Origin of the sequence: Cobetia sp. SIMBA_158, assembly GCF_046566945.1 — a bacterium.
In the GTDB taxonomy this organism is placed as follows: domain Bacteria; phylum Pseudomonadota; class Gammaproteobacteria; order Pseudomonadales; family Halomonadaceae; genus Cobetia; species Cobetia amphilecti.
In genome coordinates this window covers 18,757-32,520 of sequence record NZ_JAWJYL010000008.1, presented here as the reverse complement: position 1 = coordinate 32,520, position 13,764 = coordinate 18,757, and the positions used below count along the sequence as shown (strand labels likewise).

Below are 13,764 nucleotides of genomic sequence, written 5' to 3'. Positions count from 1 at the left end.
GTGATGGCGTGATGGCGTTCTTCAGAGGCGTCCCGGGGCGGCGTGTCCTCCGGGACGGTTCTCTTGACGGTTTCAGGGCTGTCGCAAGTCGCTCAGGGCTGCTGGGTCGTGACATGGGCAATCACGGACATGCCGATGCGTACCTTGTCGAAGTCGGGCTGGTTCGGCTCGAACACGATCTTGACCGGCATGCGCTGGGTGATCTTGGTGAAGTTGCCGGTGGCGTTCTCGCTGGCCACGGCCGAGAAGGCGCTGCTGGAGGCCGGTGCGATGCTGTCGACATGGCCAGTGAAGGTCTTGCCAGGCAGGCTATCCAGCGTCATCTCGACCGGTTGGCCCGGCTCCATCTCGGCCATCTGGGTCTCGAGATAGTTGGCGACGACATAGGCTTCCTTGTGCGGCACGATGGCCAGCAGCGAATCACCCGGTTGCACGTAGGCGCCGACACGCAGTGAGCGCTGGGTGACGATGCCGTCCTTCGGCGCACGAATGACGGTATAGCCGGTGTTCAGCTCTGCCTGCTCGAGCGCTGCACGTGAGCGTTCGACCTCGGCCAGGGCTTCCACGCGCTGGGCTTCAAGGACGCCGATCTGCTTTTCCGCCGAGTGCTGAGCCGCCTGGGCCTGTACGAGATTGGCTTCCCAGATGCCCTGCTGTTCATCGGCCTTTTCCTTGTCCTGCTGGGAGGCGGCGTTGGTCATGCGCAGGCTGCGGTAACGCTTGGCATCATTGCGCGCATAACGCAGCGAGGCCTGGGTGGACTTCACTTCGGCGATGGACTGCTGCACGACGGCGTGCTGACGCTCGATGTTGGCATCCAGGTCACCGACCGCTGCCTGTTGGGCGGCGAGATCGGCCTGGGCGGAGTGCAGGGAGGCCTGGTAATCGCGGTCATCCAGCGTGGCCAGGATCTGGCCTTCCTTGACCACTTCGTTGTCTTCCACCAGCACCTTGTCGATCTGACCCGCGACGCGTGTGGTCACCATCACGCTATCGGCGCGTACATAGGCATTGTTGGTGGCTTCGCGGCCATCGTGGCCCTTCCAGTAGAGGCCCGCGTAGGTCGCGACCAGCAGGAGCGCCAGAACGCTCAACAGTAGGGTGGTACGTGTCTTGTTCATGTCGGTGTCGTATCTCGTCGTCTATGTCGAAGAAGGAGGAAGTGACTGAATCCTGGCTGGCGGGCAGCCGCCGGCTTTGTCTGTGTCTATGCCCCGGAGGGTTGTGCTCGAGAGGGCTGAGACTGAGAGCGCTGTGCTGGCGATGGCTCTGGTTGAGGTGCCGGCGCCGGTTGGGGCGGATAGGCGCGGATCGGCAGCACCATGACCAGTATCAGCAGCGCCATCACGAAGGGGATGATGGCGAGGTAGGCATCCGCATAGCTCATCACGGAGGCCTGCTCGGAGATGCGCGTGGTGATATCGCTTGCCGCATCGACCTGGATGAGTCCGGCGGGCTGATTGCCCTGCAGGCCGAGTGCCTCGCCCAGGCGGGTGGTGTGCAGGGCTTCACGCGTGACGAGGAAGCTTCCGTAGACCGTGGAGGCCACCACCGTGAACAGGGCGCGCAGCGAGTTGACCATCGCGGTGGCGAACGGCCCTTCCAGCGGGCTGAGCGCCCCGGTGGCATTCATCAGCAGCGGTACCACCACCATCGGCTGGCCCAGGGTGTTGAGCACCTCGATGAGATAGAAGTTGTCTCGATTCCAGTCGCTGGTGAGCTGCGAGCCCAGCAGGCAGCTGATCAGGATCAACACCAGGCCCGTGGCCATCACGTAGCGGCTGTCGACGCTCTTGCGGTTGATCAGTGTCGCCACCAGCGGTGCCAGCAGCAGCTGCGGCAGGGCCATGGTCAGCATGACCGGGAACAGCTGCATGGGGCGATAGCCCTGCACTTCCCCCAGGAAGGCGGCGGGAATGGTGCCGGCGGCCAGGGTCAGGAACATGAAGGTACACAGGGTGATGATGCCGAAGGCAAAGTTGCGACGTGCCAGCAGCTGCAGCTTGTAGAGCGGCATCGGGTGGAACCACTCATGGATCAGGAAGGTCACGAAGACCAGCCCGCCCGTGGTCAGCAGAGCGACGATCAACGGCGAGTTGCCCCAGTCGAGTCGCTCACCCTGGGTCATGCCGGCGACCAGCGCGCACAGGGCGGTGACGCCCAGCAAGGCACCGAGCCAGTCGAACTGCTTGCAGCGTTCCAGCTTGAGCGGGTCCTGCGGCAGGCCCCAGGAGACCAGCGCGGCGGCGAGAAGGCATACCGGCGCGGTTTCCCAGAACACCAGATTCCAGTCGCCCAGGTCGCCATAGAGAGCGGCCAGCGGTGCCGATAGATAAGGGCCGAAGGTGGCCGTCATCGCATAGGCCGACAGGCCATAGAGCTTGCTGTGCCACGGCAGGAAGCGCAGCGCCGACATCATCAACAGCGGCAGGATGCTGCCGGAGGCCAGCCCCTGGGCAACGCGCAGCCCCGCCATCAGCGGGAAGCTGTCGGCCAGGGGCACCAGCAGTGAGAACAGGGCCAGTGACAGGCAGGCACCGATCGCGAAGCGGCGCAGGCTGAAGGTGACGGCCAGCCAGCCGGCGAGCAGCATCATCGAGACTTCCGCCGCGCTGTAGATGGTGGTCAGCCAGCTGCCCTCATCGTGGGAGAAGCCGAAGTGTCCGACCACATCCGTCAGGACGGTCTGCGTGACACGCTCTCCCACACCGGACATCAGCGATGCGAGCAGAATGCCCACAAGACCGAGTGCGAGTCGTAGATTGAAGGGTTGAGGAGCGGCCACTGTAGAGTTCCCGTTTTGAGGTGAAGCGCTAGACACTTTGGGTGTCTCGTTATGCGGTACACTGTACCACTTGGTGGTTTCGTTAGGCAAGTAGTTAGCTTGTTAAGGAGTTGTGTCTGTGTCCACAAGAGAAGGTAGTGGCGTGCAGGTCGTGGCCAGAGTGGCGGCGATTCTCAAGAGTCTGGAAGGCAGTGAGCAGGGCATGAGCCTGGGGGAGATCGCCGCCAGGAACGATCTGCCGCGCTCGACCGTCAAGCGGCTGGTCGATGCGCTGGCCCAGGAAGACCTGCTGGAAATCCACGGCCATGGCGGGATACGGCTCGGCTCTGCGCTGATGCGGCTGGCGCGCCATAGCCAGCTCGATATCACCACGCATGCCAAGTCGTTTCTGGAGGCGTTGAGCGGCTCCACCGAGGAAACGGTGGTGCTCTGCAGTCTGAGCGGCAACGAGCTGCTGATACTGCACTCGGTGTTGTCGCCGCTGCCGCTGCGGGTATCGCCGATGGCCGGCAACTTCCTGTCATTGCATGCGACAGCCAGCGGCAAGGTGCTGCTCTCGCATCTCGAGGATGAGCAGGTGGAGCGCCTGCTGGGCACGGAACTCACGGCCTACACGAACAACACCCTCGCGATGCCGGCACTGCTGACGCAACTGGCCGAGGTGCGTCGCACCGGCATCGGCCATGATGAGGACGAGCATATGCAGGGGGTCGGCGCGATCGGAATCGGCCTGGAGACCAGCCAGGGCCATTACTCCGTGTCCGTGGTCGGCCCCTCGTGGCGCATCAGCGAGCGCAGGGCGGAGATTCAGGCCGCGCTGCAGGCGACACGTGACGAGATGCTCAAGGCCTTTCGTTCACTCAAGTGAGCGCGTCTCGCCAAGGCGGCAAGGCTGCCGTGTGCGGCGGCTGATCGAACGGCGAGGTGGTGGAGAGATCGCCGAGGAAGCGGAGAGGTTGGCGAGAAAGCAGAAAGATCGACGACAAAGCTAGGAAAGAGCGAATAGGAAGGCAGGCACAGCTACGCCGCCCGTCCGAATGGACGGGCGGCGTGTTTTTACGAGGCAGCACTCAGATATAGAGCTTGGAAAGAGAGCTCAGAGGCCAGGGCTCGCTCAGGCCTCTCTGGCCGCGATCAGCTGGTCCGCCAGGGTCATCAGCTCCGCGGCGATGAAGTCCGGGGTCGGCACATTCTCGGCGGGTAGCACGGCATTGTGCGGGCGCGTCAGCAGGGCGCCCTGCATGCCGGCGGCCTGGGCTCCGATGGTGTCCCACACATGGCAGGCGATCATGCACATGTCGTCCAGTTCGACTTCGAGCTGCTCGGCGACATGCTGATAGGTGGCCGGCGCCGGCTTGAACTGCTTGACGCTGTCGACGCTGAAATGCTGCTCGAAGGCCTCGCTGATACCGGCCTTCTCCAGCGGCGTCGGGGAGGCGCCTGCGGGGGAATTGGTCAGCGTCACCAGACGAAAACCGGCCTGCTTGAGGCGCTCAAGCGCCGGGGCGACATCGGGATGGGCCGGCATCTCGGCCATGCGCGACTTGAGCTCATCGATATCGTCATCCGCGAGCCTGACCTGATGGATGTCGGCGACCATCTTGAGGGCGCCCACGCCGAGCGCCCCGAAGGGGGTGTAGCGTTGTGAGAGCGTCATGGTCTGCGAGTACAGCACCAGCTGTGCGAACCATTCGCGCAACACGCTCTCATCACCGAACACGCGTGCGAACAACGGCGAGAGAGTGGTGATGTCGAGCAGTGTCTCGTTGACGTCGAATACCAGTACGTCGGGAAAGGTCGTGTCAGACATGGTGACTCCTGGGGTGATATTTCAGACATGCAGTGGGTGCGAAGCGAGGTGGCAGGCTGACGGGTAGCGTCAGGGGGTCAGTGCCAGCGGATCAGCGCCAAGGAATCAGCGCTGGCAAGCCCGCGTCACTTTCTTCATGACGCAAGACTACCTGTTGTTGAGTGATTGCTCAAATGGTGGCCGCTGGCAGTGTGATGACGCTTATCAAAGGTCTGGAATGACACCGGCAGCCTCAGCGTCTGACGGCGCTCGATATTTTCATGATCAAATGTTGTACAAACATTGAATTTACGCCATATTGCGTCGCAGAAGGGCTGAAAAAACCAAGAAAACAGCAGGGGTAAGGGACAATGAGCAATATCGCTATCTGGATGGGGCTTGGCTTGGCCGTCACCTTTGTGCTGTTGGCGACTGGCGTCTTTGACAAGCTACTGACCCGTATCGAGCAGGATGATTCGGCGCGCAAGATGAAATGATCGACTGGCGGTGACAGCCGAAGGGCTTCACGTAAAACCCACCCTCCAGGGTGGGTTTTTTCATGCCGTTTGGCGACAGAACCTGCAGGGTAAGCACGCTTTGCGGTTTCGCGAGTCTGAAGCCGGCTCGCCATCGGTCAGCGAATGTAGTCTTGCGTATCGCTGTGTAATCATGGAGAAGTGATTTGCTATCGGGGTGTTCGTCGCGTTCATGGTGACTGGCGAGTCGCGATGAGATCAACGTGCTGAACACGCCAGCAAGTTACCACTGGTTAACGTTTCGAGAAATGTCGCCCACAAGAGAGAGTTGTACAGATATCACATCATGGATAGTGTGAGTTCAGTGGGCTTTGCAGAGTATGAGGGATGTTCACACCCGTAATGGTTACCTGAACGCGTGTGATCATTGCCGTGAATTCAATCAGTGTGGCTCCAGGGAATCGAATCATGGATGAGAAAGCCAACGCCGTTCTGTCCTGCCCGGTATGTAACTGCCTGAGCATGGATTACCAATATCATGAGCGCTCTGATGATTACCTGGTGCACTGTGGTGAGTGTGCCGAGTTCATCGGCACCTGGTCGTTGTTGCAACGTGAGCTTGCAGTGCAGAAGGCACGGATTGCCTTGCTCAGTCCGGAACTCGCCAGTCAGAGTCTTTACCGTCGTGTGCGCAGCATGCCCGTCATCCACTGAGGCGTGAGCGGGTGGGATTTCGCTGGGCTCGCCCCGACGAAGGTCATCGTGCGTTGCTCTCGAGGTTCCTGTCGGGATGTCTCGAGCACAAATGTCAGATACAGCAAGGCCCCGCCATGGCGGGGCCTTGCTGTATCTGACGTCTGCGGCCGTGCTCAGTTCTGGTAGGCTCCGGCGGCGTAGGTCATTTCATAGCTGTGGCTATAGACCTCGAGGATGTTGCCGAACGGGTCTTCCATGTAGACCATGCGGAACGGCTTCTCGCCCGGGAAGTACTCGCGTACCGGCATGCGCTGCTTGCCGCCGGCGGCGACGATGCGCTCGGCCAGTCCTTCGACGTCCGGGTCCTGGACGCAGAAGTGGAAGATGCCGGTCTTCCAGTACTCGAAGTTGTTTTCCGGCGTCTCGTGGTTCGGGAATTCGAAGATCTCGACGCCGATACGGTCGCCGGTGGACAGGTGGGCGATGCGGAAGCTGCCCCAGCCCGGACCGAAGACATCGCTGCACATCACGCCGATGGCGGAGTCATCTTCGGTGATGGTGGTCGGCTCCATCACCACGTACCAGCCCAGCACTTCGGTGTAGAACTTGACTGCGGCTTCCACATCACCAACGGACAGGCCGATGTGGGAGAAGGTGCGCGGATACGGTGTGTTCTTTTCGTTGCTCATGAGTCACCTCGATATGTGAGTCGTGAAGAAAATGGCTCGGTCACTGCCTGCGTGACGTTGGATGCCATCTTGGGCGTCATGAGCAATAATGAAAACTACGTGGCTGTTATGATAATGATAAGACTTTCTTATGGCAGTAGGGGTTATCCGTCGCAGTCTTGCTGATGCTACTCCTCTGACGCTGACTCCCTGATTCTGTCCCCTGACTCTGCCCCCTGATTCTTCCAGCCCCCAGGAGCTTGAATGCTGCAACCCCAATGGCTACGCACCTTTTGCACCTTGGTGAGTGTCGGCAACTTCACGCGCACCGCGGAGCGGCTCGATCTGACCCAAGCCGCCGTCAGTCAGCATGTGCGCCAGCTGGAAACCCGACTTGGCACGCTGTTGATTCGTCATCCGCGCAAGATCGAACTGACGCCGGCCGGCCATGCACTGCTGGATTTCGCGCGTGAGATGGAAACCGCCGAGCAGCGCCTGACCCAGCGCCTGGCGGGCAATGAAGACAGTCATGGCGACATTTGGCTGATCACGCCGGGCAGCATTGGTCTGGCGATCTATCCGCGCTTGCTGGCGCTTCAGCAGGAGTCGCCGGGCCTCAATGTCCACCATCGCTTCGCGCCGACGCGCGAGGTGGTGGAGGCCGTGCTGGAGAATCGCTTCGAGCTGGGGATCGTCACGCTCAAGCCGGATGACCCGCGCCTGAGCGTGACGGAGTGGGCGCGTGAGCCCCTCGAGCTGGTGGTGCCGGCGGGAGTCGAGATCCATGACTGGGGGGATCTCGAGACATTGGGCTTCATCGACCACCCGGATGGTCAGGACATGGCCTCGCGCCTGTTGAGTCGGCGCTTCCCGGGCAATCCGGGCATCAGCTCACTGCCGCGCAGTGGCTCCACCAACCAGATCAGTCTGATTCTGGAGCCGGTCGCCCGCGGGTTGGGCTTCAGCGTCGTGCCGCGCCATGCCCGTGAAGCCTTCCCTGATCATCAGGCCATCCGGGTGGTGCCACCGCCTGAGGGCAGCACGGAGGTGGTCGATACCCTATGGTTGCTCACGCGAGCGGAATGGCCGCTCTCGGCGCGCGCCAGACGGGTGTTGGAGTATCTGAAGGTGTCGCTGTAGCGCGCCGAGGCCTCGACGCTCAGGCATCAGCGCCGGGCATCAGCGCACTGATCAGCTTATGGAGCAGTTCATGAAACAGTTCATGGAGCAGCTCACGGCTGGCTCAGCGCATAGACCCGGGCCGAGGGTGCCGTAGATGAAAAGATGCTGCATGGGAGTCTCTGTCGTTCGTCGGGGGAGAAGTCTGTCTCGGCGGCGCGCGCCGGACGGAGCGAGGGCTTGCGGCAACTCATGGCTGCCTTGAGGTAGGCCCCGGAATCTCGAGGCCGGAAAATTCGCGTGTCAGCCAGCGGGTGATCGGTTGGATCACGGCGCTGTTGGGATGGCGGACACTCATGCGATAGCCGTGGCGGTCCCGCGAGATATGCGGCGTCAGGGCGATCAGCGAGCCGTTGTCGAGCAGGTCCTGGATGACGTGGCTCCAGCCCAGCGCGACGCCCTGATGATTGACGGCAGCATTGAGCGTCAGCGGAAAGTTGTTGTAGGGGAAGGCCTTGTCGAGGCGTGGCACCGGCAGTCCCGCATGGCGACACCAGGTGGCCCAGTCCAGCCAGCGGGTATCGCGCATGTCCAGGTGCAGCAGGGTGATACGCGACAGCGCTTCGGCATCCAGCCCCTTCTCGAGCCCATGACGCCGGGCGTAGTCCGGGGAGCAGACCGGGAAGGCGCGCTCCGCGACCACAAGTGTATCGCGATGATCGCCCGTCAGCGGCGGGCCGAAGCGGATCGCGATGTCGGCCTGCTGCATCTGCGGGTCTTCATCGCGATCGATCGGCAGCAGCGTGAAGTGGCAGTCGGGGAAGTCCTGCTCCAGCCGCTCCAGGCGCGGGCGCAGCCAGACATGCGCAAAACCGGCGCCCGCGGCGATGGTGATGCGCGGCGTCGGCTTGTGCACCTTGCGACGTGCTTCCGTGACGGCGCTGCATACCTTGCCAAGCCCGCCTGCCAGTTCGGCATGGAAGCTCTCGCCGTAGTGATTGAGGATCAGCCGGCCGCCCTGGCGATCGAACAGCGGATGGCCCAGGTGCTCCTCCAGCGCGCGGATGCGCTGGGAGATGGTGGGCTGGGTGGTATCCAGCTCACTGGCGGCGGCCGTCATCGACCCCAGGCGGACCGTCACGTCAAAGGCGACCAGCCCGCGCAGGGAGGGCAGGTCATCCAGAGGGCTTGCGCTTTCCAGCGGCGCTGGGGAGCTTGTCTTTCGGGCCGGCACGAGAGTCCTCACTGTGATGCGCTGTCGCGGCGCTCCTTTCGTACTGTTTTGGCCTGGGTGATGGCCTAGATGATGGCCTGGCTGATGGCTCGGGAGATTGCCTGGATGAGGCATGAGAAGGCATCAGCCAAGGATCACCGGATACAAACAGGAGTGCCGCCTTGTATAGGCGGCACTTATACGCGACGCAGCGAATGACATCAACGCTCAGCCCGGCGGATCAGGCCATGAGGTCGCAACGGATCCTGACCAGCGTCGCATCGGATCCTGATCGAGGAGTTGCTGGTCCTGATTGACGCGCCGCTGAGATCAGTCGGTGTCGCGCTCGGCAATTCGCGCATGCCAGGCGGCAATGCTCTCTTCGGGATACTCGGCGTGATGAGCATCACGTGCTTCGTGCGCGACTTCCACCCAGTTGGCCTTGCTGTCGAGCATGATGTGGACATGTTCCGGCGGCACGGGCAGCGGGGTGTCGATCGCCCCCGCCTGAGGGTGGATCAGCTCCGGCCAGCGGGCATCGTAGAGCCACAGCGCACTGCCGCAGCGCTTGCAGAAGTGGCGCTCCGCCGGACTTTCGACCCCGTCGGTCACCGCGTGATAGATGGAGAGATTGTCCCGGCCTTCCACCTTCAGGGTATTGGCATCGCCCGCCAGATTGATCGCGTAGCCACCGCTGCCCGCCGTCTTGCGACAGATCGAGCAATAGCAGCGCTGATACGGATAGGGGTGCGGCGATTCGAGCTGGAATGTGACGGCCTTGCAGTGGCAGGAACCTTCAAGCTGCATGAGGAATCTCCCTTGTGATGCATGAATGAGGATGCTGGCGCTGACTGGCCATGCATCGCCCGAAGGGCAATGTTACTCCATCCGGGCGCAAGGCGGCGGGCCGTCATTCATCACTTGCCACGATCCATCCATCTCTTGCCTCGAGCCAGCAATCGCTATCCGTGCCGCGCGTGAGTCTCACTGCGGCAGGGCGTAGACATAGGCCTCGAGTTCACGATTGTCATCGAGAATGACGGTGGTGACGGTACGCTGATAGATGGGGCCCTCGAAGTCATCGAGAGCATCCCAATGCTCGGGCAATTGCGCCGAGGAGAACACGTGGCCGCGTATCACCTGGCCCGTGTTGTCGACGACCAGACCCGGGAAGTTGTGCTCATCGCCGTGATCGGTGTTTTCCAGCCGGCCGCGTAGATAGGCCGAGCTCCATTCGCCGTCGATATTGGCGATGACATGTTCGTTGAGGCCGCCGGGGCCCAGTGGACCGTAGATGAAGAGATGTTCCATGCGTCTGCCTGTCGGGTTGGGGGAGGGGGATGATCCGCGAGGGAAAGACGGCCGTACCGGCACCGCCTTCATTGACGCTGACGTTAGCCAATGATGATGAAGGTTGAGTGGCGAGGTTCAACCCCTTGTTGACGTGGAGCACTCAACGCAACGCCCACAAACCAGATTGCCCCCACTGGGCGGGCCAGTGAGGGCAATGGTCAAGCGGGGGAGCGGAGCAGGTCAGGCGCGTTTCACGCCCCCGCCTTCACACGCTCAGACGCGGCTGTCGAAACCGCCGGCCGGCTCTTCGCCGATCACGTCCGGATCGAAGGGCTTGCGCGCGAAGACGCGACGCAGTGCCGGTTCGAAGTGCTCCAACGGCGGGGTCGGGTAGTCGGGATCGAAGGCGGCCTGATCATAACGCTCGCAGAAATCCACGCACTTCTGATACCAGGGGTGGTCCTTGTAGATCTCGCGCTCGTTGCGGTCCTCGCCGTAGAAGTGACCGTAGTAGAACTTCTGGAACAGGCCGTGGTGATGGATGATCCAGGTCACTTCGGCACGCACGTACGGGCGAATGATGGCGGCGGCCAGCTGCGAGTGATTGTAGGGCGCCAGCTCATCGCCGAGATCATGCAGCAGGGTGGCGACGACCAGGTCATCATCGGTGCCATCGGCCTCGGCGCGCGCCGCCGACTGCAGGGAATGCTCCAGACGGCTGACCTTGTAGCCACTCAGGCCATCATCGAGCTTGCGCAGGGCAAGCTTGAGGCGCTCCACCAGCCCTTCATTGAACTGATCTTCAAGACGCTCGAGCAACGCATAGTCTTCTGCGGTGCCGTCCTTCATCTGGGTGAATGAAACCTGATCCATTACGCCATTTCCTCACGGTTTTCTTGTTGTGCCTGCTGCTGACGCTGACGCATCAGGGTCGTGGCGAAGCGCTCACGCGGGCCATCGCTATCCATGTAGCAGCCCTGCAGGTGGCGGTGCCCCTCATTGGTGTCGAACGCCGTACGGCCATGCAGCACGCGGGTGTTGTCGAACATCATCAGCTCTCCGGATTCGAGTTGGAAGCGAATCTCGTTGGCCGGGTCCTGGAACAGCTGCCCCAGACGCTGGCGGGCCTGATGGTAGCGGCGAGTGTTTTCCAGCGACATGTGCGGCAGATGATCGAGGCGCGGGCTGTAGTTGACGCCGATGGGCTCACCATCGGAATTCTCGCGAATCACGCAGCGGCGCGTGGTCAGCTCGGTGCCGGCATCCAGGAAGCGGAAGCCGATCGGCGTGGTGCGCAGCAGTTCATAGCCTTCCGGCATCTCGGCCTTGAGCTGCTTGAGCGCATTGAGGCTGTCGACCAGCGTGGACAGGCCGCCGGTGGTCTCGTTGACCAGGCAGTGCAGCATCTGGATGCCCGGCACCGGATCACGATACGGGTTGTCGGTGTGCGGCCCGAGCGCCACGCTGCGGTAGGCCAGGTCGTTGCCCGTCGGACGCGAGTACACCTCGAAGTAGCTGCCGAAGTTGGTGTCCTTCACGTAGCCGAAGTGACCGGCCACTTCCAGAATGCGCTCCGGATCGGTCGGCACGTTCTGCACGATGATGTAGCCAAAGCGCAGATAGGCCTTCAATGCCTTCTGGAAGTCCTCATTGTTGCCCATCTTCTCCCAGTCGACGCGCTGCGCCTGCTGATCGATGCTCGCATCCCAGCTCTCGGGCTTGGGGAACGGCGTGATGCCCTGCAGTTCATGCGCCAGCATGGTGAGGTCATACACCTCGCAATGCCCGTCACTGAAGGTGAATTCCACGTGCGTCTCGTCGACCGGGCGTGCCGCGGTCAGCTCGAGGTTGACATCGATGGCATGCGAATCGAACAGACGCTGGGTGGTCACCTCATCGAGCTGCTCCGGGTCCTGGGTGCGCTCGCGCAGCCACAGCGGGCTGACCGGCTCCAGGCCTTCGGCGGTGATCAGGTTCAGTGACAGCGGCGACTCGCTCAGGGTCAGCGGCAGCGCGTCGGACAGGGCATTGGTCAGGGACATGCAGGCATCTCTCCATTAGCACGGTTGTATATCGTGGCCATTATGGGAGCGAGGCATGGGACCTAAGTAGGGGGGGAGTGTTATCGGAGGGTATGCATTTTTCTTATGAGGTGGATGGAACCCGAGGAAATGGCCCGTGAAGCGTACTGGTGAATTGATACAAGGATTCAGTGATGTTCACTTCGAGCCGTTGCAGGGAACAGTCAACTGACTTGCCTGTTTCCTGCAGTGCGCTGCAGTGGAGGTGAGCTCTGAAAAGTTGTTCGTTTCGGTGTGTAGTTTCAGAGATTTCTGGTACTGACTTCGGTCAGACCTGATGGGCCTTTCCGCTTGCAGGTGCTCAGGCTCTGCTGAGCCCCGACACCATCCTTGAGCCATACCGACAACGAGCGCTGCCAACGGGCTGTCGCTCGGCCTCTTGTCGTGTGACAGGTGGTCTTGTCTCCCTGAACTTTTGAAGTTTCACTCGTATAGCCCTCCATGGCATCTCAAGAAAACTGATAGCGGGCGAAGAGTGGCATGAAAGAAGGCCCGGGGCCTTCGCCCCGCACCTCAAGCCTGTGGAGATCTATCCTTGCGCTCGCAGTTCGCTCGCTGCTCCAGCTGTTCCAGCGTTTCTTCATCCAATCCCAGGTTCTGCACGTATTGCCAAAGGGGGAGGCCGAGTGCGCGAGCACGTTGCTCCAGTATCGACTTGGTGGCTTGATCGATATTGGCGCGGGTCAGGTGATGCCGTGACTTGTAGCGGTATGCCCGAATACTGTCCCGTGCGCGGCGCCAGTCTTCATCGCAGGCCCAAGCGTTGACCCAAGCAACCAGCTCTTCCCCTTGGCAGACTTTCTGGAGTGCAGACAGTGCGTCCTTGCGCTCTTCGCAGATGGGCAAGCCCTGGAAGTAGCGAACGTACAGCGGCACCTCATCCCAAGGTGGTGGAGTCTTGTTCATTGTCATATGGGCCAGCCGCCGCGGCTGACCCATCCTCCCTGACAGTGGTGATTACGCGCTGATGTAGTCGCTGGCAAAGGTCTGCAGGGTAGATTTCAGATCACGTGCATCGATAGCAGCGCCGATGGAACGGAACTTCCAGTCGTTGCCATGACGATAGACGCTGCCCAGGATCATGCTGACGCGGCCGGAGAAGGATTTGTCGTTGGACACATCGAACTTGGCGAACACGTCGCCTTGGCCAGCGCGACCATTGTGGATACGGGCGTTGGCGAACGGGATGGCGTCGAACTTCTGCTGACTGAAGGAATTCAGCACCACCGCCAGGTGATTGACTTCCTTCGGCACGCGCATCAGGTCAATCTGGATGACTTCGTTGTCCTTGCCGTCATCGCCACCGGTGTCGCCGGTACGGTCATCGCCACTGTGCTTGATGGAGCCACACTTGGACTTGAGGTTGCCGAAGTAGACGATGTCCGTGCTCTTGCCGTTGGCATCGAACATGCCGATTGAGGCATCCAGGTCCACGGCAACGTTCTTCTTGCCGAAGAAGCCCTTCTTTTCGATCGCGCCCCAGTTCACGCCGATCTCGATGTAATCGAGCTTCGTGCCGTCATCCTTGGCGAGGCTGATGCGCTGACCCTTGGAAAGATTGATAGCCATGAGTGTCTGTTTCCTTTGCTGTATTGCGCGCCTGAGGCGGCAGTGGAAGAAGGGGCCGCCGCCGGCGGCCCCGGT

Annotated in this window: 15 protein-coding genes; 4 read left to right on the top strand and 11 right to left on the bottom strand. The window is 61.5% G+C overall.

What is annotated here, in order from left to right:
- Positions 1-92: 92 nt before the first annotated feature.
- Both R2R70_RS12955 and R2R70_RS12950 read right to left on the bottom strand, forming a co-directional pair.
- Positions 93-1,121: an HlyD family secretion protein gene (locus R2R70_RS12955; RefSeq protein WP_410978226.1), complete on the bottom strand. Its 1,029-nt coding sequence runs from the start codon at positions 1,119-1,121 to the stop codon at positions 93-95.
- An 86-nt stretch (positions 1,122-1,207) separates the two neighbouring features.
- Entirely contained in the window at positions 1,208-2,785 is a 1,578-nt protein-coding gene (locus tag R2R70_RS12950; RefSeq protein WP_410978225.1) for an MFS transporter, read from the bottom strand.
- A 118-nt stretch (positions 2,786-2,903) separates the two neighbouring features.
- Here R2R70_RS12950 and R2R70_RS12945 point away from each other — a divergent pair, with 118 nt between their 5' ends.
- Positions 2,904-3,653, top strand: a complete 750-nt coding sequence (locus R2R70_RS12945) for an IclR family transcriptional regulator (protein ID WP_410978224.1) — start codon at positions 2,904-2,906, stop codon at positions 3,651-3,653.
- Between the two features lie 246 nt (positions 3,654-3,899).
- Here R2R70_RS12945 and R2R70_RS12940 read toward each other — a convergent pair whose 3' ends face one another.
- Positions 3,900-4,595 (bottom strand): haloacid dehalogenase type II, encoded by a 696-nt coding sequence (locus R2R70_RS12940; RefSeq protein WP_410978223.1) that lies wholly within the window; start codon positions 4,593-4,595, stop codon positions 3,900-3,902.
- Positions 4,596-4,945: 350 nt separating this feature from the next.
- Between R2R70_RS12940 and R2R70_RS12935 the strand changes: the two genes are divergently transcribed.
- The gene (locus R2R70_RS12935) at positions 4,946-5,071 is read left to right on the top strand and encodes a hypothetical protein (protein WP_263643033.1); all 126 of its coding nucleotides are present in this window, start codon (positions 4,946-4,948) and stop codon (positions 5,069-5,071) included.
- Positions 5,072-5,518: 447 nt separating this feature from the next.
- Positions 5,519-5,764 carry a hypothetical protein gene (locus R2R70_RS12930; RefSeq protein WP_043333917.1) on the top strand — a complete coding sequence of 82 codons (246 nt, stop codon included), beginning with the start codon at positions 5,519-5,521 and terminating at the stop codon, positions 5,762-5,764.
- A gap of 155 nt (positions 5,765-5,919) precedes the next feature.
- Here R2R70_RS12930 and R2R70_RS12925 read toward each other — a convergent pair whose 3' ends face one another.
- Positions 5,920-6,435 (bottom strand): lactoylglutathione lyase family protein, encoded by a 516-nt coding sequence (locus R2R70_RS12925; protein ID WP_043333918.1) that lies wholly within the window; start codon positions 6,433-6,435, stop codon positions 5,920-5,922.
- Between the two features lie 243 nt (positions 6,436-6,678).
- On the opposite strand from R2R70_RS12925, the gene R2R70_RS12920 reads away from it, so the two are divergent.
- Positions 6,679-7,554 (top strand): LysR family transcriptional regulator, encoded by an 876-nt coding sequence (locus R2R70_RS12920; protein WP_410978222.1) that lies wholly within the window; start codon positions 6,679-6,681, stop codon positions 7,552-7,554.
- 229 nt (positions 7,555-7,783) lie between these two features.
- Here R2R70_RS12920 and R2R70_RS12915 read toward each other — a convergent pair whose 3' ends face one another.
- The 7 genes from R2R70_RS12915 to R2R70_RS12885 form a co-directional block, all read right to left on the bottom strand.
- Entirely contained in the window at positions 7,784-8,767 is a 984-nt protein-coding gene (locus R2R70_RS12915) for a LysR substrate-binding domain-containing protein (protein ID WP_165873978.1), read from the bottom strand.
- Positions 8,768-9,076: 309 nt separating this feature from the next.
- Positions 9,077-9,553, bottom strand: coding sequence for a GFA family protein (locus tag R2R70_RS12910; RefSeq protein ID WP_054556217.1), 477 nt, complete (start codon positions 9,551-9,553; stop codon positions 9,077-9,079).
- A 177-nt stretch (positions 9,554-9,730) separates the two neighbouring features.
- The gene (locus tag R2R70_RS12905; protein ID WP_054556216.1) at positions 9,731-10,057 is read right to left on the bottom strand and encodes a gamma-glutamylcyclotransferase family protein; all 327 of its coding nucleotides are present in this window, start codon (positions 10,055-10,057) and stop codon (positions 9,731-9,733) included.
- Positions 10,058-10,312: 255 nt separating this feature from the next.
- Positions 10,313-10,912 (bottom strand): HD domain-containing protein, encoded by a 600-nt coding sequence (locus R2R70_RS12900; protein ID WP_410978221.1) that lies wholly within the window; start codon positions 10,910-10,912, stop codon positions 10,313-10,315.
- Positions 10,912-12,081: a TauD/TfdA family dioxygenase gene (locus R2R70_RS12895; protein ID WP_410978220.1), complete on the bottom strand. Its 1,170-nt coding sequence runs from the start codon at positions 12,079-12,081 to the stop codon at positions 10,912-10,914. The genes R2R70_RS12900 and R2R70_RS12895 overlap by 1 nt, the downstream gene beginning before the upstream one ends.
- Positions 12,082-12,633: 552 nt before the next feature.
- Positions 12,634-13,026, bottom strand: a complete 393-nt coding sequence (locus tag R2R70_RS12890; RefSeq protein ID WP_410978219.1) for a hypothetical protein — start codon at positions 13,024-13,026, stop codon at positions 12,634-12,636.
- Positions 13,027-13,077: 51 nt separating this feature from the next.
- Positions 13,078-13,689, bottom strand: coding sequence for a TerD family protein (locus tag R2R70_RS12885; RefSeq protein ID WP_192837699.1), 612 nt, complete (start codon positions 13,687-13,689; stop codon positions 13,078-13,080).
- Between the last annotated feature and the right edge of the window lie 75 nt (positions 13,690-13,764).